Here is a 17864-nt window from a genome sequence, read left to right as displayed (position 1 = left end):
GGCGATCCCTATTTTTCACAGGATAGTTATGTCTTTGCCCTTGCCGCCCGACGATCACGATGAGCCGATTCGCCAGTCACTTGACGATGCGCACTTTGCGATAGTGGTGCTTGCGGTGACCTCGGTAACGCTTATAATCTTTGTGCTGATGATTACGCTCTGGATGAGCTGACGCAGACAGGGGATCCAACGGACAGAATAAGGAGAAGGCGATGGACTCCGGAGATGATAAATTAATCGCAATTATCGGTTTACTGGCTGCCTGCCTGATCGGGGTGACCTTCCTGTTTACGATGGTCTGGCTGACCGACGTTCGTCATCCTGCCGACCCCACGCTCGATGTTCAGTCCTGTCACCCCAAAAAGTCACCGTCTCAGCCTGTCTGATTACGCGTTGCAAACTTAATCTGCTGACTGCGCAACACCAGCGCTAACGCCTCATGCAGGTTCCGGTTGCCATTGGGATCGGCTAATCCCAGCAGCGGACCTGGCGAACGCCGGTCATCGGCCCAGGCGGGATATTCCACCACCGGATAGAGCGATATCCCCTCCACCGCAATGCCCTGATCCAGCGCCACCGCCACATTTTCACTGATCTCCTGTAGCCAGGGCGCACGTGCATCACCTTCTGCGCCGGTTTCGGCAATCAGCATCGGACGCCGGAAGCGCTGCCAGCACTGCGCCAGCAGAATATGCAGCGGCTCGCGCACCGGATCCTCCTGTGACATCGGCTGATCGGGGAAAAACCAATGGTTGTCGGGATAGTAGTTCAGACCGAGGATATCCAGGCAATCTTCACTGCCGCCTAACTCCTTATCAACGCGGCCGGCCAGCATATCCCAGGCTTCGAACTGCGCCTGGTGATGCGCATCGGCATAAGGCTTGCTGTCCGGGTTATCAGGATGATGGGCAATCTGAACCAGCGGGTCGGTCAGCACAAAGCGTGCCTCCGGATAGACGTCGCGAATCGCATGAATCGCCGCCAGCGAGGCGCGGACCAGCTGGCGCTTCAGCTCTTTACCACGCTGTGCGGCATGGGGATTAAACCAGGCGACATCCGCACCAGCCCATGACCAGAATGAGATTTGATTAACCGGCGTAAAAAAGGGGCGCTCAATGCCCTGGTCGCGCATCAGTTGCGCCATCGCGCGGGCGAACCGGCTAAAATGATCAACAAATTCGGCTTTCCAGATATTAAGATGATCGGGATAACCAAAGTGCGCCAGCTCCCAGATGATCTCCATCTGCTGGCGTCGTGCGGCGTCAACCATGGGCAGAAAGCTCTGCCAGTCATACTGACCGGGAATCTTTTCAATCAGATGCCAGCGCGCACCGTCGCGGGCGGTGAGCAGATGCTGCTCAGCCAGCGCAGCATAATCTTTTTCCAGCAGCATATCGTGTCCGCTGCTGATCACCATATCCAGACGTTTCCCAGGCGTACGGCAGGCGGTGGAGCAGGGGAAACTGCCCTGGAAAAAGCTGCGAAACAGGCTGGGATGGTAGCGCTGGCGGGCATCTGTAAGGGATTGATGAGACATATTCCTCTCCTGCCGGACAAATGCCGGTCACAGATCGTCCAGTTAAGTCTAGACTAAAAAACGCCCGTGACCGCTCACTTAATCGGAGCAGAGGTATGGCGTCAGACGCCGGGCCGGGGAATAATAAAAATAACTGCATTTTACAGGGAATTTTCATGACCGAAGCGTTTGAGCTCTCGCAGCCATCAGAACAGACCAGCTGGCTGGAAACACGGCTGGAGCCCCAGTGTCAGCGCCATCCGGGGTTGAGCGGTGTCCATCAGCTGAGCGACGGGCTGGATGCCTTTGCTGCCCGCTATCTGCTGATGCAGAAAGCGGAGCGTTCACTCGATATTCAGTATTACATCTGGCAAAACGATCTCTCTGGCCGGCTGCTGTTCAGCGCTGTACTGGAAGCAGCCCGGCGCGGCGTGAAGGTACGGCTGTTGCTGGATGACAATAATACGCCGGGCCTGGATGAGACGCTGGCCCAGCTTAATCGCCATCCCAATATTGAGGTCCGGCTGTTCAACCCATTTTCGTTTCGCACCCTGCGAGCGCTGGGCTATCTCACCGATTTTGCCCGTCTGAACCGCCGCATGCACAACAAAAGCTTTACGGTGGATGGCGTGACGACCGTGGTCGGCGGGCGCAATATCGGCGACGAATATTTCGGCACCGGAAATGAACCGCTGTTTGCCGATCTCGACGTGATGGCGATTGGCCCGGTGGTGAAAGAGGTTGCAGAGGATTTTGAGCGCTACTGGCTCAGTAAGCCGGTGTCGCCGCTGCAGAAGGTGCTGGATGACGAGGCGCCGGAAGAGGACAGTGTGAGTCTGCCAGCAGAATGGCGTCACAGTGAACCGGTGCAGCGCTACCTGCAGCGGCTGGAAAATTCATCGCTGCTGCAGGAGCTGGAAGAGGGGACGCTGGCGCTGACCTGGGCAAAAGCGCGCCTGCTGAGTGACGATCCGCGTAAAGGGCTGGGTAAAGCGCGCGCCAGAAGCCTGCTGCCGCAGCGGATGCTGGAGGTGATTGGCACGCCACAACAACAGTTCGACATCATTTCGGCCTACTTTGTGCCAACCCGCGCAGGCGTCGCCCAACTGCTGGCGCTGAAGCGCAAAGGGGTGAAAATTGCCATTCTGACCAACTCGCTGGCGGCCAACGATGTGTCGATTGTTCATGCCGGTTACGCCAAATGGCGCAAAAAGCTGCTGCGCCACGGCATTGCGCTCTATGAGCTGAAACCGCAGGCGGGCGTCCCTGAAGCCCCGCACGACCGGGGCTTAACCGGTAACTCTGGCTCCAGCCTGCATGCCAAAACCTTTTCGGTGGACCAAAAAACGTTGTTTATCGGCTCGTTTAACTTTGATCCCCGTTCAGCGGTGCTGAATACCGAGATGGGACTGGTTATCGAGAGTGCAGCGCTGGCCGGAGAAACGCATCAGCGTTTCAGCCAGTCGATGCGCGATCGGGCATGGACACTGCGGCTGGATAAGTGGGGACGGGTAAACTGGCTGGAGTATCCGGATGAGCCGCAGCAGATCGTGCACAAGCACGAGCCGGGCTGCTCCTGGTGGCAACGGCTGCAGGTGCGATTGGTATGGCGACTGCCGATTGAGTGGCTGCTGTAAGATCCAGGATGGACCCTGCGCGGGCTCAGGGAGCATACGCCCTTCGCAAAGACGCAAAACCCGCCATCCATGGCGGGCTCAGCGCGGGCGATTACGCACCTCATCCCTGAGGTGCGCCCGTTGCCGGGCCAACGCGTTGCGTTGTTCAAAAACGCTCCCGGCGTTATTGTCCCTGGCCCGCTATGCTTTGCTACTGGCGTTTGCTCCCATCGCTTTAAGTTTTTGTGCTGTCTGTATATAACACCATCAATTCCCTTGTCTGGCCTGTTTGCGCTCAAACTTCCCGGAGAACAGGAACCGCAGCAGCGGGATGCGCAGGTGAATCTCATACAGCAGAAACGCGATGCCAAACACCATCAACAGGCCAACGAAGAAGCCCAGCGTGTTGTTTTCGATGCGCGGCGTGACATAAATGCCATACAGCAGCGTCAGCGGATGGTGCACCAGGTAGATAAACAGCGACGCATTGACCAGATACATGATGCGCGGTGAATGCGCGTTCAGCAGTTTGTGACCAAAGCAGAAGCAGACGTTCAGCATGCAGAGGCCCATCAGCGTCGTAATGATCGCATCCAGCTCATATAACCAGCCATCGCCGCTGCTCAGACGCTGATTGGTACAGTAGGCGACAAACATCAACACCGCGCCAATCCACATCACCGGATTAAACCGCACAAACAGCTGCTTCAGCGGTGGATGCTTCCACGCCAGCGCCCCGAGCATAAAGAATGGCAGATAGAAAAGTGTCTGCATCACGATGATATTGAACAAGCCATCCATCAGCCAGGCGGGCTGGAACAGAAACACCAGACGGCGGAACACGCACCAGACCAGCGCCCACGCCAGCACGCCAGCGGTCAGTGCACCCCAGCCAACCCGCGTGTAATCAATGGTGCGATGCTGATCGCGCAACCAGCGGAACGTCACCATGCCCAGCGTAGTCAGCATCACCAGCACCACCAGGAACCACAGGTGTGAAATCAGCTCCCACATCAGGTTATTAAACTTCTGATAAGGCGTGAAACGGGGCCAGTCAGCCAGTTTATCTGTCCACGCTTTCAGCATGAAAAATTGCGGCAGCGTGAGCAGCGGAACGGCGGTGAGAAGCGGTATCCCCACGCGTTCCAGACGCACCTTCAGGAAACGGCGTGGCTGATAGCGCAGATACAGCATGTAGGAGAAATAGCCCGAGATGACAAAAAAGACCTGCATGCGAAACGCATGGATAAAATCATTCAGCAGCGTCAGCCATAACGAGGCCTCCTGGCTGTTTACTGCCCATTTCTGTGCTGAGTAGATGAGGGAAACGTGAAACGGCACCCCCAGTAACATCAGATACGCGCGGATGGAGTCGAGGAAGTATTCACGTTCAGGTTTTACAGTACTCATAAAGTTCCAGTTCGTTAGTACGTTTGGCCAGTTTCACCCTGAAACCGGATTATGCTCGGGCAGAATTCTACCTGGGATAAACCGGGTATACTATCAGTGGAATCCGTAGTGTCTAATTGTCCTAAAAGTAGCGTTAAGCCTGACGAAATGCGGGAACAATGTTGCGCATAAGCTGTCGGAAAACCGAATAATCCTTTAAGATAAACGGGTTTGATTTAAGCACACGAAAGGGGGGGATGTGCTGACTAAAGAAAAAAATAAAGCCGGACTGATGAAGGTACGCTGGATTGGTACTGCGGTTCTGCTGGCGTTGTACGCTAATAACAGTTGGGCGTTTAACATCGATGATGTTGCAAAACAAGCCAAAGCGTTGGCAGGGAAAAGCTTCGAAGCGCCTAAAAGCAATTTACCCTCTCAATTTCGTGAAATGAAATTTGCTGATTATCAGCAGATCCAGTTTAACCACGATAAAGCGTATTGGGGCAAACTGCGCACGCCATTCAAGCTGGAGTTCTATCATCAGGGCATGTACTTCGATACCCCGGTGCAGATTAACGAAGTGACCGCCAGCGCGGTGCGCGAGATTAAATACAACCCCGATTATTTTAATTTCGGTAATGTAAAACATGACGCGGATGCGGTGAAAAACCTCGGTTTTGCCGGTTTCAAAGTGCTTTATCCACTGAACAACAAGGGTAAAAACGATGAGATCGCCAGCTTCCTGGGCGCCAGCTACTTCCGGGTGATCGGTGCCGGTCAGGTTTATGGCCTGTCGGCGCGTGGACTCGCCATCGATACGGCACTGCCGTCCGGTGAAGAGTTCCCGCGTTTCAAAGAGTTCTGGATTCAGCGTCCTAAACCACAGGACAAACAGCTGGTGATTTATGCACTGCTCGATTCGCCGCGCGCGGCGGGTGCGTATCGCTTTGTGCTGCATCCAGGTGAGGCATCAACCGTTGATGTGCAGTCAAAAGTTTACCTGCGTGATAACGTCGGCAAGCTGGGTATTGCGCCGCTGACCAGTATGTTCCTGTTTGGTCAGAATCAGCCATCCACGGTGAACAACTTCCGTCCGGCACTGCACGACTCGGACGGTCTCTCCATCCACAATGGCAACGGGGAGTGGATTTGGCGTCCCCTGAATAACCCGCGTCATCTGGCGGTGAGCACTTACACTATCGAAAATCCAAAAGGTTTTGGTCTGCTGCAGCGCGGGCGTGACTTTAACAACTATCAGGATCTTGATGACCGCTATGACCTGCGTCCAAGCGGCTGGGTTGAGCCAATCGGCGACTGGGGTAAAGGCCGGGTTGAACTGGTTGAAATCCCGACGGCAGACGAAACCAACGACAACATCGTTGCGTTCTGGACGCCGGAGACGCTGCCAGAGCCTGGCAAAGAGATGAACTTCAAATATCGTCTGCACTTCTCGCGCGACGAAAACCAGCTGCACTCCGATGATACGGCCTGGGTTAAAAACACCCTCCGGTCAGCGGGTGACGTGAAGCAGTCTAATCTCGTGCGTCAGCCGGATGGCACCGTGGCTTTCACCATCGACTTCGTGGGTAAAGACATGAGCAAGATGGCGGAAAACAGCCAGGTGGCACCGCAGGTCAGCGTCGGCAAAAATGCCGATGTGGTTGAGCAGAGCGTACGTTATAACCCGGTCACCAAAGGCTGGCGTCTGGTGTTGCGTCTGCGTGTGAAAGATACCAAGCAGTCCACCGAAATGCGTGCGGCCCTGGTAAGCGGCGACAAGACATTGACGGAAACCTGGAGCTATCAGTTACCTGCCAATGAATAAATCCACTTTTACACCTCAACGTTATGTGGAATCTCTGCCGCTGGATGCGGCAGGGAAGGCCCGCCTGAGCGTCTCACTGCAGAATGCCGGCGAGTTCCACTTCATCCATGATGCGCTAGGCAGGGATGTCGCAGCCAGTGATCGTCCCGACGATGCGCCGTTAAAATCGGTCTCATCGCGGGTCGAAATGGCCTGGCCCGATTCGCTGGCCGACGGTCAGCAGTTAGGTAAAGATTATCTCGACCGCACTACTCTGAAAGCGATGCCGAAGGTCAAACGCTCACTGATGTTCCCGGAAGCCTGGCGTACCAACCCGGTTGCCCGTGCCTGGGACTCACTGCGTGGTCACAAATCGGTGCCGCGTTATGCCAATGCGGAAGAGCAGCGTGCTGAAGAGAAGTGGCGTCATGTCGGTTCGATTCGCCGCTACATCCTGCTGATCCTGACCATTTTCCAGACCGTGGTTGCCACCTGGTACATGAAGAGCATTCTGCCCTATCAGGGCTGGACGCTGCTGGACCCGATGGAGATGATCAATCAGAACTGGCAGCAGTCAGTGATGCAGATCCTGCCCTATGTGTTGCAGACCGGCATCCTGTTCCTGTTCGCTATCCTGTTCTGCTGGGTTTCAGCCGGTTTCTGGACCGCCCTGATGGGCTTCCTGCAGCTGCTGATTGGCCGTGACAAATACAGTATCTCGTATTCAACGGTCGGAGATGAGCCGCTTAATCCGGAACATCGTACCGCGCTGATTATGCCGATCTGTAATGAAGACGTTGAGCGTGTTTATGCGGGTCTGCGTGCGACCTGGGAGTCCGTGGTTCGCACCGGGAACGCTGAACATTTTGACGTCTACATTCTCAGCGACAGTTACGATGCGGATATCGCCATTGCCGAGCAGAAAGCCTGGATGGAACTGGTGCGGGATGTTGGCGGGGCGGGCAAGATCTTCTATCGCCGCCGTCGTCGTCGTGTGAAGCGTAAAAGCGGTAACATCGATGACTTCTGCCGTCGCTGGGGTAGCAACTACAGCTACATGGTCGTACTGGATGCCGATAGCGTCATGAGCGGTGAGTGTCTGACCGGTCTGGTGCGCATGATGGATGCGAATCCGAATGCCGGTATCATCCAGTCGTCGCCGAAAGCCTCAGGTATGGATACGCTCTATGCGCGCTGTCAGCAGTTCGCAACCCGCGTCTACGGTCCGTTGTTTACGGCCGGTCTGCACTTCTGGCAGTTGGGCGAGTCTCACTACTGGGGTCATAACGCCATTATCCGCGTGAAACCTTTTATTGAGCACTGTGCGCTGGCCCCGTTACCGGGTGAAGGCTCTTTTGCCGGTTCGATCATGTCGCATGACTTCGTTGAAGCCGCGCTGATGCGTCGTGCAGGCTGGGGCGTCTGGATTGCTTATGACCTGCCGGGCTCTTATGAAGAGCTGCCTCCGAACCTGCTGGATGAGCTGAAGCGTGACCGCCGCTGGTGTCACGGTAACCTGATGAACTTCCGCCTGTTCCTGGTAAAAGGGATGCACCCGGTTCACCGTGCGGTGTTCCTGACCGGTGTCATGTCCTATCTGTCGGCTCCGCTGTGGTTCATGTTCCTGGCGCTCTCCACTGCCTTACAGGTGGTGCATACACTGATGGAACCGACCTACTTCCTGCAACCCAGACAGCTGTTCCCGGTCTGGCCGCAGTGGCGTCCTGAGCTGGCGATAGCGCTGTTCTCAACCACGATGGTGCTGCTGTTCCTGCCGAAGATGCTGAGTGTGGTGTTGATCTGGTTTAAAGGATCGAAGGCCTACGGTGGTCCGCTGCGCCTGCTGGCATCACTGGTGCTGGAAACGCTGTTCTCGGTGCTGCTGGCACCGGTGCGCATGCTGTTCCATACGGTGTTCGTCGTCAGTGCTTTCCTCGGCTGGGAAGTGGTCTGGAACTCACCGCAGCGTGATGACGATGCCACTCCATGGAGCGAGGCGTTTAAACGTCACGGTTCGCAGATGGCGTTGGGTCTGGTATGGGCAATTGGTATGGGACTGCTGGATCTTAACTTCCTGTGGTGGCTGGCTCCGATTGTCTTCTCACTGATCCTGTCGCCGTTTGTTTCGGTGATGTCGAGTCGCTCAACCCTGGGGATTAAGAGCAAGAAAGCCAAACTGTTCCTGATCCCGGAAGAGTACTCGCCGCCGCAGGAGCTGGTCGATACCGATCGCTATGTGCTGCTGAACCGCGAACGCGCGCTGGAAAATGGCTTTATGCATGCCCTGTTCCATCCTGCCTTCAACGCGCTGGCAACGGCACTGGCGACATCGCGCCACAGGCAGAGTCAGTTACTGGACTATGCGCGTGACCGCCGTGTGGATCAGGCGCTGAGCGATGCTCCGGATAAACTGGGTCGTGAACAGCGTCTGCAGCTGATCAGCGATCCGGTGGTGCTGGCCCGTGTTCACACCCGACTGTGGGAAAATGCGGACAAGTATCATCAGTGGGTAGAGAGTTATCAGAAACTCACGCTCAACCCTCACGCGCTGGCAAAAAACGCGTAATCTGAAAAAGCGGCAGCGATGCCGCTTTTTTTATCGGATTAAAACAGCATCAGGATGATAAATTGAGTGCTGGACGCTACCGCAGGTAGCGCGTGACGATTTCAACGGCTGTTCAGGGCGGATATCAGTGGTGAAAGGGTTATTAAAAACAGGCGTTATCGTTGCGGCTGTGCTCTGTTTAAGCGGATGCGGCAGTATTATCAGCCGTACCGTGCCCGGACAGGGGCACGGTAATCAATATTATCCCGGCGTGCAGTGGGATGTGCGTGACAGTGGGTGGCGGGTACTGACCATCCTTGATCTGCCGCTGTCCCTGGTGATGGACACCCTATTGTTACCGGTGGATGCCAGTCACGGTCCTTACGAATAACTGCGATCGGAGTCGCTGTTATCATCCTCCCACTCTTGTGCCGCTGCTTCACCCTCTTCGGTGTCAAGCGGCGGCTCCAGCTGGAATTCGCCATCATCCCACTCGTGCAGCGTATTTTCCGCCAGCCACTCCTGACGCAGTTCCACTTCATCAAAGTCAGCATCAAAAATAGCCTGTGCGCCTTCACCACTGCGGAAAGGCAGACATTCACCCGCATCACCTTCATCTGCCAGGAACTCAGCCTGCCACATGATATCGCCGTCCTGCATCACATACTTCTGCAGACCAAACTGACCGATTGAGGCTTCATCTTCATCCACTTCAGGGTTGTTAGCGAGAAACTCCTCACGTGCAGCATCAATCGCTTCCTCTAACGTACTGTACATGCTCATCGCTCTTCTCCTTACGGGTTCATTAACTACGGATTGTTTTGATTTCAGTGAAGGATAGACGAAATCTGTAGGAGGGAAAGGGCAGGGCGGTGCAACTGGCGGGAAATAAGCCATTTCCCGCCAGCCAGGGTCAGATCATCTTTTGCGGGAAGTGCAGAACAGGTTGGACGGAGTCATGAATCACCGGTGCGGAGTAGCGGATACAACATTTTATACAGGGCTTCACTTTCTTAAAATTAATTCTGGCGATCGAAAGTGCCTGACTCAGATTATATAACGTGCCGATAAATATCAGCTCGTCTTTATCTGGCAGGCGTTTGCACCCTTTTCGATGCAGAAAATGATAATTGTCCTGATCGGTGCTGATAGTAACGTAATAGTAGAGACCTTTGTTCATATAATCTGTCCCGTTAGAGGTTGCTGTGTATTGTCTTTTTATAATTTTGGCCAGGTCCATTAAAGGTCTGACTGTTACAAATGAAATTACCGATAAGGATAAACGACTTCAAATTCCATAACGATCTATCAGCACATTAAAAAAACACAAAATGGTATATAAGCCAAATTAACCGGGTAATCGATTGTAAAATAAGTTAATTTTTATCAATTCATAAGCGCGGAGATATCATTAAGACTGGCTAAATAGGATTAGGCCTGGAATACGGAATAAATAGCGCCAGATGAAATTAAACAGACTTCGCTACAATATTAATTAATAAAAAGCTAAAGTGCGCATGCAGCGCTTTCCGGTGAAGAAATGGGTTAGCGAGGTTAACGGTAAACAGAAAGAAATTATATTCCGTTTATAGACCCACAATTATCACTGGTCCTGGGATATGGCTGAAAGGATTCTTCTGTGATGAGCGACTGATTTATTTGGCAGGATGTCGGGTCAGAAACGCGCTAAATGCCTGGCGGACATTTAGCGCGAACTGATTAATAACGTGAAGGCTCGCCTTCGGGGCGCGTTTTAAAGCGGCGGTGGAGCCACATGTACTGTTCGGGGGCCAGCAGGACGCCCTCTTCGACCACTTTATTCATTCTGGCTGCGGTTACTTCATCGCTTTCCAGCGTAAACTCACCGCTGATGTCAGGCAGTATCATCAGTTCATAACCACGTCCGCCGGGCAGACGACGCGGCACAAAGGGGATAACCGCCGGTTTACCGGTGCGGATCAGCAGATGAGTGCCCACCGTCGTGGCTGCTTTTTCCACGGCAAAAAAAGGCACAAAGACGCTGCTACGCGGGCCATAATCGTGATCCGGTGCGTACCAGATGATGTCACCGTGCTTCAGTGCGCGGATCATGCCTTTTAGATCTTTTCGGTCGATCATGCTTTTATTCGACCGCATCCGGCCTTTTACCTGCAGCCAGTCGATCAGTTTGTTGTCATTAGGACGATAAACGCCAATGCCAGGATTATGGATGCCAAACATGCGTGCACCAATCTCCAGCGTCAGAAAGTGCATACCAATGAGCAGCACGCCACGCTGACTATCGCGCGCCTGCTGGATATGCTCCAGACCCGAAGGCTTATGCCATTTGTTGATGCGCCAGTCCGGCCAGAACCACGCCATACCGGTCTCAATCAATCCCATGCCGACGGATTCGAAATTGTGCTTAACCATCGCTTCGCGTTCATTAACCGGCATATCCGGAAATGTTAATTCCAGATTACGTCGGGCGATACTGACGCGTCGCTTCATAAAACGCATCCCAATACGACCAATATTGCAGCCGAGCACATAAAGCAGGGGATAAGGAAGTAGCACCAAAAGATAAAGAGAAGCGACACCCAGCCAGGTCAGCCAATAGCGCGGGTGAAGCAGTTCTCGTGAAAACTGAGGCAACTGAGTCATGTGAAGGTTAATTTTCCTGCGTCGCGCACCATTCAGTGCTGATATCTCATTGATTTACGCCATTGTGCCAGTTTTTATCGTGCGTATAAATATCACTGACAGAACAGGCTACTGCAGGCTGATGTTAAATAGCCAGATAGTGCCGGAAAAAACAGCAACCCGCGCTCAATTCCGAGACTGGCCTTTGCATCCCGGTGAAATCAGGTATCATGTGCCCGCTAAATTTCTCCTATTGATAACAGGAAAGAACACCATGCCAGTGTTACATAACCTCGTTTCCAATAAAGAGCTGAAGGCGCGCATGCTGGCTGAAACTGAGCCGCGCACCACTGTCTCTTTTTATAAATATTTCCAGATTGCCGACCCTAAAGCCTTCCGCGATGCGCTCTACCTTGGCCTGACGTCACTCAAAGTCTTTGGTCGCGTCTATGTCGCGCATGAAGGCATTAATGCGCAGATCAGCGTGCCCGCCAGCCAGTATGAAAAGATGAAAGCGTGGCTGTATGGCTTTGACCCGGCGCTCAACAACCTGCGCATGAATATTGCCCTGGATGATGATGGGAAATCGTTCTGGGTACTGCGTCTGAAAGTGCGCGACCGCATTGTGGCGGACGGTATTGAAGACGACAGTTTTGATGCCAGCGACGTCGGTCAGTATCTTAAAGCGGCAGAAGTTAACGCCATGCTGGACGATCCTGATGCCCTGTTCGTCGATATGCGTAACCATTATGAATATGAAGTGGGTCGCTTCGATAATGCGCTGGAAGTACCTGCTGATACCTTCCGCGATCAGCTGCCGATGGCGGTTGATATGTTGCAGGATCAGAAAGACAAAAAGATCGTCATGTACTGCACCGGCGGGATCCGCTGTGAAAAGGCGAGCGCCTGGATGCGGCATAACGGCTTCGAGGATGTCTACCACATTGAAGGCGGCATCATCGAGTATGCCCGGCGCGCCCGTGAACAGGGACTACCGGTTCGCTTCAAAGGCAAAAACTTTGTGTTTGATGAGCGGATGGGTGAGCGGATCTCTGACGACGTGCTGTCGAACTGTCATCAGTGCGGCGAACCCTGTGATACCCATGTCAATTGCGTGAATGACGGCTGTCATCTGCTGTTTATCCAGTGCAAAAGCTGCGCAGAGAAGTTTGAAAACTGCTGTAGCCCGATCTGTCAGGAAGAAGCAAAACTCTCACCGGAGGAGCAGCGCGCTCGCCGGGCGGGACGTGAGAATGGCAACAAGATCTTTAACAAGTCGCGTGGCCTGTTAAACATGACTATTCCGTCGCCAGTGAAGAAATAAGCGTGGCCGCCTGAAGTGAGCTTCAGGCGGCTTGCTGTTTTACTGGCGCACACCTTCAACCGAGATCATCAGCTCAACCTTCTGCGAAGCTGGCCCCAGATCTTTGGTAATATTAAAATCTTTCAGTGTGATTTCGCCTTCGGCTTCAAAGCCAGCGCGGTAGCCGCCCCACGGATCTTTGCCTTCACCCAGCATTTTCGCCTCCAGCGTCACCGGTTTAGTCACGCCATTCAGCGTGAGATCGCCGGTAATCTTCAGCTCGTCACCCTCTTTCTTCACTACTGTGGATTTGAACGTTGCCTGCGGGTTTTTGCTGCTGTTCAGGAAGTCAGCGCTACGCAGGTGCTTGTCTCGCTCCGCATGATTGGTGTCAACGCTGCTAGTGTTAATGGTCACGTCAACTTTATCTGCGGCCGGGTTCTTCTCATCGAAGGTGAAACTACCGTCAAAATCTTTGAAGGTGCCGTAGAGCCAGCTGTAACCCAGATGCTGAATGCGGAACTGAATAAAGGCGTGCTGGCCCTCTTTATCAATCTTATAGTCTGCGGCATTGGCAGTCATTGAGCCGAGCAGCAGGCTGGCACCGGTCATCGCCAGCAGGGTCTTCTTAAACATATTAATTATCCTTTTCAGAGGGAGAGGGGAGACGTAAACCTGACATCCTTTTTAGGGTGATATCGCGATCGATAACGTGATGCTTCAGCGCAGCCAGACCATGCAGTACCGACAGGACCACAACCGTCCAGGCCAGCCAGAGATGAATGTCGCCAGCCAGGTCTGCCTGTTCGCCTGCGCCGCTGAACAGCGCGGGCAGCGTAAACCAGTTAAATACGGCGATCGGTTTGCCATCGGCGGTGGAGATCAGATAGCCGCTGATCAGAATGGCCAGCAGCAGGGTATAAAGGAGCAGGTGCGCCACTACCGAACTGATACGCACCAGCGGGGAATAGCTGCTCAGCGGCTTTGGCGGCGGGGAAATAACGCGCCACAGCAGACGAATGATCAGCGTCAGCAACAGGATGACGCCAATACTTTTATGGATTTCCGGTGCGTCGTGGTACCAGCTGTCGTAATAGCCGAGTCCAACCATCCAGAGTCCCAGTGCAAACATGGCATAAATCGCCAGCGCCATTGACCAGTGCAGTAGCACAGCAACCAGTCCAAACTGATGAGGTGTATTACGCAATAACATAATGTGGGTTTCATGAGGAAATAATCTGAAATAAGCATCCACATTATGAAATATAAAAGCAATCGACCTTACGCTTCTATAAATTTTAATTTCCGCAGTGAAAAGGTTGAATAAAACAGCGGTGAAATGACCAGTATTACTGAATGAGATATTTCTGGCGGGTTAGTCGTCAACGTTAAATAACGGTAATTAACGATATGGGCGAAATATAAATCAACGTTATGTCAGTAAGATTCAGTTTTCGTCAGATTATGTCAACAGGGCAGCATCAGACTGATGCCACCCGTTATCAGAGTCAGAAACGCGAGAGGCGGAAGGGGGACAAATCAAAGGAGAACGGTTTTTGCTGTGCGAATTCCGCAGCAAGTTCGCCTAACACGCTGGCAAATTTAAAACCATGTCCGCTGAGTCCGGTGATTAACAGGCGGTCAGGTTCACCCGGCAGGGTATCGATAATAAAGTCTTCGTCCGGGCTGAAATCGTAGCTGCAGGCTTCGCCATGCAGACAGACGCCGACGCCAGGTAAAAACTGACGGAGAAAACCAAAGGCCTCACTGCCGTCCGCCGCTACCGCGCCAAAAGGTTTGCGATCTTCAGGCTGCTGCATCAGCTGACCGCCATCGTGGCGACCTACCTTCAGTGCGTTATTATCCGCCGGGAAGCCGTAAAACTGGCTGCCATCTGCCATCTCAACCGTAAAGCCGGGAAACTTATTATTCTCGCTGTAGCGGCCATCTGCCTGATACCAGGCAAATACCTTGCGGGTAGGGGCGACCGGCAGGTCAGGGATTAATTTGCCGACCCAGGTGCCAGCGCTTATCAGCATTTTGCGGCCCCGATAGATGCCATCCAGGGTGGTGACCTGCTGCAGGTCGCCATCGCGACCAATCTCTGAGACCGGGCAGTTAAACAGCTGCGCACAGCCCGCCTGTTCTGCCAGCTGGATCCAGCTGCGAACCGCCTGTTCACATTTCAGAAAGCCGGACTGCGGCTCAAAGACGCCCAGATAACCCTCAGGCACGTTGATTTGCGGCCAGCGCTTACGCACTTCATCGGGCTGCATCACCTCGATATTGAGCTGCCAGCGGCTCGCGCTGTCGATAACGTTGCGGATAAAGGGGGAGTGGTCAGGTGCAAGGTTAAGTACGCCGCTGCGATGCATGATGCGCTCACCGGCGCGCTGTTCCAGCTCATCCCATAGCGTCTGCGCCCGCAGAACCAGCGGAACATAACGTTCGCCTTCACCATAGGCGTGGCGAATCAGCCGGCTCTCGCCATGATGCGTTCCCTGATTGTGGGGAGGATGGGCGCTGTCGATCATTAATACCGATAAACCCGCCTGGGTAGCATAGTAGCCAGCCGCCGCGCCCACTGAGCCGCTGCCGACGACGATAAGATCATAAATCATGATAACGACACTCTAAGAGTCACATAATCAAAAGCATACCAGAAACAGAAACGAAAAAGGCACCCCTTAGGGCGCCTCTTTGATGCGGCAGAAATTAATGCTTATTGAGGAGTCGTTCTGGTTGCTCGGCTGATTCTATCTTGGCGATGCCTGCTTCGAGGATCGAGATAAACTGCCTTGCCACATCCGTTGTCAGCCAGTAGGTCGGGCCAACATCCGCTTCTTCTTCTTTTTGATCCTGCGACGACAGCGAGTGCAGGCGGATCATCATGGCGTCATAGCTATCAACGGTACTGATGTCCCAGCCCACCAGAGGATGGGTCTGGATAACGTCTTTTCTTCTGTCCATTATAACCTCCTTATTACTCGTTAAACGAAGTGCATGATGAGGTTCAATGCGGCTTTTTTATTCCGATAGCGAAACAATTATAACAGTAAACCTGGGTATCACTGTTTAAAAAATGCCGTGAGCCAGCTTCTCACAGAATATTTGCGTTTGAAAGGAGGGCGTTGAAAAATAAAATGCCTGACGGGCAGGCATTTTTATCACTGTTCTATGGGCATGCAAAAAGCGGGTTAAGCCGCGTGAACGGGCTTAAAGTGCCGGGGTTTCCGGCACGATGCCGCCGCCACGCTTTTGCAGTGTTTCTGCCAGACGGGCAAAGTGCTGCTGAAGCTGCTCATCATGGTTTTGATTTTGGGCTTCCAGCGACAGATTGTGCACCAGCAGCTGACTGGCACGATCGTCAAGACAGAAAATCAGACTGGAAAAGGCATTTTCCAGCACCGTTAAACGACGCTGCTGATCACCAATCAGTGCTAACAACTCACCAAAGGTCATCGCCTCTTCCGGTTTATCAGTAGTCATGGTGTCGCACCTCCTGTTATGCGTGACGAGCGCAAGGATAGGGCATTGATCATTAAGAGTCTAGATGCAGAGAGGGGGAAGTGCGAGAGGGGAGAAAAGATAAAAAAACCGGGTGGCGACACCCGGAAAAAAAGCACAGTGGCGGTTAATCAGTAATGAACCAGTCGTCAGCGCTTTCCCACGTCTGCTGCAGGATTTCGCTGATCTGGTCGCGCGTCTCTTTTCCACCGCCCAGCACGCTGAGATTGTTAGCACTGGCGTAACGTACCTTGACGTGATTGGTCGAGTCAGGGAACTGTTCGTCGATGCGGCGCGATAATTCATCGCTTAACGCTTCTATCGCGCCAGCAGGAAGAGGTCGGGTATTGGATACGGTAATTTCAACGCGCATAATAGCCTCCGGTTAAGATGCTGTATATATTTACAGTATTGGTGGTCCGGAGGCAAGTAAAATTATGCGATGCGCCAGTTCAGCGTTTCACCGGCCAGGAACGGCACCAGTGAGTGGCTGCCGAGCGCAATTGACTCCGGCACCTGCCACGGCTCACGCACCAGCGTGATCGTCCCCTCATTCAGCGGCAGACCGTAAAAACGCGGGCCATTTTCAGAACAGAACGCTTCAAAATGTTCCAGCGCATTCAGCTCTTCAAAAACGGTGGCGTAGGCGGGCAACGACGTCGGCGCATTAAAAACGCCCGCACAGCCGCAGCTGGCCTCTTTGAGATGACGCAGATGCGGCGCGGTATCGGTGCCAAGGAAGAAGCGTGGATTCCCGCTCGCTACCACTTTACGCAGCGCTTCCTGATGCACGTTGCGCTTAAGGATGGGCAGGCAGTAGAGGTGCGGGCGAATTCCGCCCACCAGCATATGGTTGCGGTTAAACATCAGATGCTGCGGGGTAATGGTTGCGCCCAGTGTTTCACCGGCATCGGCAACATATTCAGCGGCGTCCTGCGTTGTAATGTGCTCCATCACCACTTTCAGTGCCGGAAACTGGCTGCGTAGCGGCACCATCACGGTTTCAATAAAGCGGGCTTCGCGGTCAAAAATGTCGATATGTGCATCAGTGACTTCACCATGGATCAGCAGTGGCATACCGAGCGTCTGCATCCGCTCCAGCACGCGGGCAATCGACGCAATATTGGTCACGCCATGACTGGAGTTGGTGGTAGCGTGCGCCGGATAGAGCTTCGCCGCGGTGAACAGACCGGCGGTGAAACCGCGCTCAAGCTCATCAGGATCCAGCGAGTCGGTCAGGTAGCAGGTCATCAGCGGCGTAAAGGCGTGATCGGCGGGCAGTGCCGCCAGAATGCGATCGCGGTACGCTTCACCGGCCGCCACGCTGGTTACCGGCGGCACCAGGTTTGGCATCACAATGGCACGACCATTCACCGCGCTGGTATAGGGCAGGACCGTTTTGAGCATCTCATCATCACGCAGATGAATATGCCAGTCGTCAGGGCGACGCAGGGTAAGTTGCTGAGGTTGTGCTGTCATCAGTGAAGCTCCGGCAGAAAGGAAACAAAAGGCGTGTTTTGGCCGGGGTCTAAGCATAAGGATTCAGGCAACCGTTTGCACCT

At 53.7% G+C, this 17864-nt stretch carries 19 protein-coding genes; 7 read left to right on the top strand and 12 right to left on the bottom strand.

The window, feature by feature from the left end; all coding sequences use genetic code 11:
- Positions 1-28 precede the first annotated feature (28 nt).
- Positions 29-172 carry a hypothetical protein gene (locus tag EGO56_RS22310; protein WP_010246429.1) on the top strand — a complete coding sequence of 48 codons (144 nt, stop codon included), beginning with the start codon at positions 29-31 and terminating at the stop codon, positions 170-172.
- A 40-nt stretch (positions 173-212) separates the two neighbouring features.
- Positions 213-386 (top strand): hypothetical protein, encoded by a 174-nt coding sequence (locus EGO56_RS22305; RefSeq protein WP_013357414.1) that lies wholly within the window; start codon positions 213-215, stop codon positions 384-386.
- On the opposite strand, the gene EGO56_RS11955 is transcribed toward EGO56_RS22305, so the two are convergent.
- Positions 374-1537 (bottom strand): beta-glucosidase, encoded by a 1164-nt coding sequence (locus tag EGO56_RS11955; RefSeq protein ID WP_135909296.1) that lies wholly within the window; start codon positions 1535-1537, stop codon positions 374-376. The genes EGO56_RS22305 and EGO56_RS11955 overlap by 13 nt on opposite strands.
- A 155-nt stretch (positions 1538-1692) precedes the next feature.
- Between EGO56_RS11955 and EGO56_RS11950 the strand changes: the two genes are divergently transcribed.
- Positions 1693-3153: a phospholipase D family protein gene (locus tag EGO56_RS11950; RefSeq protein WP_135909294.1), complete on the top strand. Its 1461-nt coding sequence runs from the start codon at positions 1693-1695 to the stop codon at positions 3151-3153.
- A gap of 246 nt (positions 3154-3399) precedes the next feature.
- Here EGO56_RS11950 and mdoC read toward each other — a convergent pair whose 3' ends face one another.
- Positions 3400-4542 carry a glucans biosynthesis protein MdoC gene (gene mdoC, locus EGO56_RS11945; RefSeq protein WP_135909292.1) on the bottom strand — a complete coding sequence of 381 codons (1143 nt, stop codon included), beginning with the start codon at positions 4540-4542 and terminating at the stop codon, positions 3400-3402.
- A 268-nt stretch (positions 4543-4810) separates the two neighbouring features.
- Between mdoC and EGO56_RS11940 the strand changes: the two genes are divergently transcribed.
- From EGO56_RS11940 to EGO56_RS11930, 3 genes are all read left to right on the top strand, one after another.
- On the top strand, positions 4811-6346 hold the full coding sequence (locus tag EGO56_RS11940; protein WP_179291200.1) for a glucan biosynthesis protein G: 1536 nt from the start codon (positions 4811-4813) through the stop codon (positions 6344-6346).
- A complete protein-coding gene (gene mdoH / locus EGO56_RS11935) occupies positions 6339-8891 on the top strand; it encodes a glucans biosynthesis glucosyltransferase MdoH (RefSeq protein WP_135909290.1) in 2553 nt (850 codons plus the stop codon). The genes EGO56_RS11940 and mdoH overlap by 8 nt, the downstream gene beginning before the upstream one ends.
- 157 nt (positions 8892-9048) lie before the next feature.
- Entirely contained in the window at positions 9049-9261 is a 213-nt protein-coding gene (locus EGO56_RS11930; protein WP_161733850.1) for a YceK/YidQ family lipoprotein, read from the top strand.
- Here EGO56_RS11930 and EGO56_RS11925 read toward each other — a convergent pair.
- The 3 genes from EGO56_RS11925 to EGO56_RS11915 form a co-directional block, all read right to left on the bottom strand.
- Positions 9252-9653, bottom strand: a complete 402-nt coding sequence (locus EGO56_RS11925) for a MysB family protein (protein WP_135909288.1) — start codon at positions 9651-9653, stop codon at positions 9252-9254. The two genes, EGO56_RS11930 and EGO56_RS11925, sit on opposite strands and share 10 nt — an antisense overlap.
- A gap of 130 nt (positions 9654-9783) precedes the next feature.
- Complete coding sequence (locus tag EGO56_RS22515; protein WP_135909286.1) at positions 9784-10050, bottom strand: hypothetical protein; 267 nt, start codon at positions 10048-10050, stop codon at positions 9784-9786.
- Positions 10051-10589: 539 nt separating this feature from the next.
- Positions 10590-11513: a Kdo(2)-lipid IV(A) acyltransferase gene (locus EGO56_RS11915; RefSeq protein WP_135909284.1), complete on the bottom strand. Its 924-nt coding sequence runs from the start codon at positions 11511-11513 to the stop codon at positions 10590-10592.
- Positions 11514-11766: 253 nt separating this feature from the next.
- Here EGO56_RS11915 and trhO point away from each other — a divergent pair, with 253 nt between their 5' ends.
- Complete coding sequence (trhO, locus tag EGO56_RS11910) at positions 11767-12816, top strand: oxygen-dependent tRNA uridine(34) hydroxylase TrhO (RefSeq protein WP_110331684.1); 1050 nt, start codon at positions 11767-11769, stop codon at positions 12814-12816.
- Between the two features lie 39 nt (positions 12817-12855).
- Here trhO and EGO56_RS11905 read toward each other — a convergent pair whose 3' ends face one another.
- The 7 genes from EGO56_RS11905 to pyrC all read right to left on the bottom strand — a co-directional run bounded on the left by EGO56_RS11905 (position 12856) and on the right by pyrC (position 17781).
- Entirely contained in the window at positions 12856-13431 is a 576-nt protein-coding gene (locus tag EGO56_RS11905) for a YceI family protein (protein ID WP_135909282.1), read from the bottom strand.
- A gap of 1 nt (position 13432) precedes the next feature.
- Entirely contained in the window at positions 13433-14008 is a 576-nt protein-coding gene (locus EGO56_RS11900) for a cytochrome b (RefSeq protein WP_135909280.1), read from the bottom strand.
- Between the two features lie 295 nt (positions 14009-14303).
- Positions 14304-15416: an N-methyl-L-tryptophan oxidase gene (solA, locus tag EGO56_RS11895; RefSeq protein WP_135909278.1), complete on the bottom strand. Its 1113-nt coding sequence runs from the start codon at positions 15414-15416 to the stop codon at positions 14304-14306.
- 94 nt (positions 15417-15510) lie between these two features.
- Positions 15511-15765, bottom strand: coding sequence for a biofilm formation regulator BssS (gene bssS, locus EGO56_RS11890; protein ID WP_013357427.1), 255 nt, complete (start codon positions 15763-15765; stop codon positions 15511-15513).
- Positions 15766-16011: 246 nt separating this feature from the next.
- Positions 16012-16284 carry a hypothetical protein gene (locus tag EGO56_RS11885; RefSeq protein ID WP_013357428.1) on the bottom strand — a complete coding sequence of 91 codons (273 nt, stop codon included), beginning with the start codon at positions 16282-16284 and terminating at the stop codon, positions 16012-16014.
- A gap of 145 nt (positions 16285-16429) precedes the next feature.
- Positions 16430-16675, bottom strand: a complete 246-nt coding sequence (gene dinI, locus EGO56_RS11880) for a DNA damage-inducible protein I (protein WP_003849907.1) — start codon at positions 16673-16675, stop codon at positions 16430-16432.
- A 62-nt stretch (positions 16676-16737) separates the two neighbouring features.
- Positions 16738-17781 (bottom strand): dihydroorotase, encoded by a 1044-nt coding sequence (gene pyrC, locus EGO56_RS11875; protein ID WP_135909276.1) that lies wholly within the window; start codon positions 17779-17781, stop codon positions 16738-16740.
- Positions 17782-17864 lie beyond the last annotated feature (83 nt).

The sequence above is a fragment of the Pantoea vagans genome, from assembly GCF_004792415.1.
Taxonomy (GTDB): Bacteria; Pseudomonadota; Gammaproteobacteria; order Enterobacterales; family Enterobacteriaceae; genus Pantoea; species Pantoea vagans.
This window is presented reverse-complemented; position numbering and strand designations above follow the sequence as displayed.

Excerpts from the sequence above, each read along its gene's own strand:
- EGO56_RS22310 (WP_010246429.1), top strand. The coding sequence starts at position 29 with ATGTCTTTGCCCTTGCCGCCCGACGATCACGATGAGCCGATTCGCCAG.
- EGO56_RS22305 (WP_013357414.1), top strand. The coding sequence starts at position 213 with ATGGACTCCGGAGATGATAAATTAATCGCAATTATCGGTTTACTGGCT.
- EGO56_RS11955 (WP_135909296.1), bottom strand. The coding sequence starts at position 1,537 with ATGTCTCATCAATCCCTTACAGATGCCCGCCAGCGCTACCATCCCAGC.
- EGO56_RS11950 (WP_135909294.1), top strand. The coding sequence starts at position 1,693 with ATGACCGAAGCGTTTGAGCTCTCGCAGCCATCAGAACAGACCAGCTGG.
- mdoC (WP_135909292.1), bottom strand. The coding sequence starts at position 4,542 with ATGAGTACTGTAAAACCTGAACGTGAATACTTCCTCGACTCCATCCGC.
- mdoH (WP_135909290.1), top strand. The coding sequence starts at position 6,339 with ATGAATAAATCCACTTTTACACCTCAACGTTATGTGGAATCTCTGCCG.
- EGO56_RS11925 (WP_135909288.1), bottom strand. The coding sequence starts at position 9,653 with ATGAGCATGTACAGTACGTTAGAGGAAGCGATTGATGCTGCACGTGAG.
- EGO56_RS22515 (WP_135909286.1), bottom strand. The coding sequence starts at position 10,050 with ATGAACAAAGGTCTCTACTATTACGTTACTATCAGCACCGATCAGGAC.
- EGO56_RS11915 (WP_135909284.1), bottom strand. The coding sequence starts at position 11,513 with ATGACTCAGTTGCCTCAGTTTTCACGAGAACTGCTTCACCCGCGCTAT.
- trhO (WP_110331684.1), top strand. The coding sequence starts at position 11,767 with ATGCCAGTGTTACATAACCTCGTTTCCAATAAAGAGCTGAAGGCGCGC.
- EGO56_RS11905 (WP_135909282.1), bottom strand. The coding sequence starts at position 13,431 with ATGTTTAAGAAGACCCTGCTGGCGATGACCGGTGCCAGCCTGCTGCTC.
- EGO56_RS11900 (WP_135909280.1), bottom strand. The coding sequence starts at position 14,008 with ATGTTATTGCGTAATACACCTCATCAGTTTGGACTGGTTGCTGTGCTA.
- solA (WP_135909278.1), bottom strand. The coding sequence starts at position 15,416 with ATGATTTATGATCTTATCGTCGTCGGCAGCGGCTCAGTGGGCGCGGCG.
- bssS (WP_013357427.1), bottom strand. The coding sequence starts at position 15,765 with ATGGACAGAAGAAAAGACGTTATCCAGACCCATCCTCTGGTGGGCTGG.
- EGO56_RS11885 (WP_013357428.1), bottom strand. The coding sequence starts at position 16,284 with ATGACTACTGATAAACCGGAAGAGGCGATGACCTTTGGTGAGTTGTTA.
- dinI (WP_003849907.1), bottom strand. The coding sequence starts at position 16,675 with ATGCGCGTTGAAATTACCGTATCCAATACCCGACCTCTTCCTGCTGGC.
- pyrC (WP_135909276.1), bottom strand. The coding sequence starts at position 17,781 with ATGACAGCACAACCTCAGCAACTTACCCTGCGTCGCCCTGACGACTGG.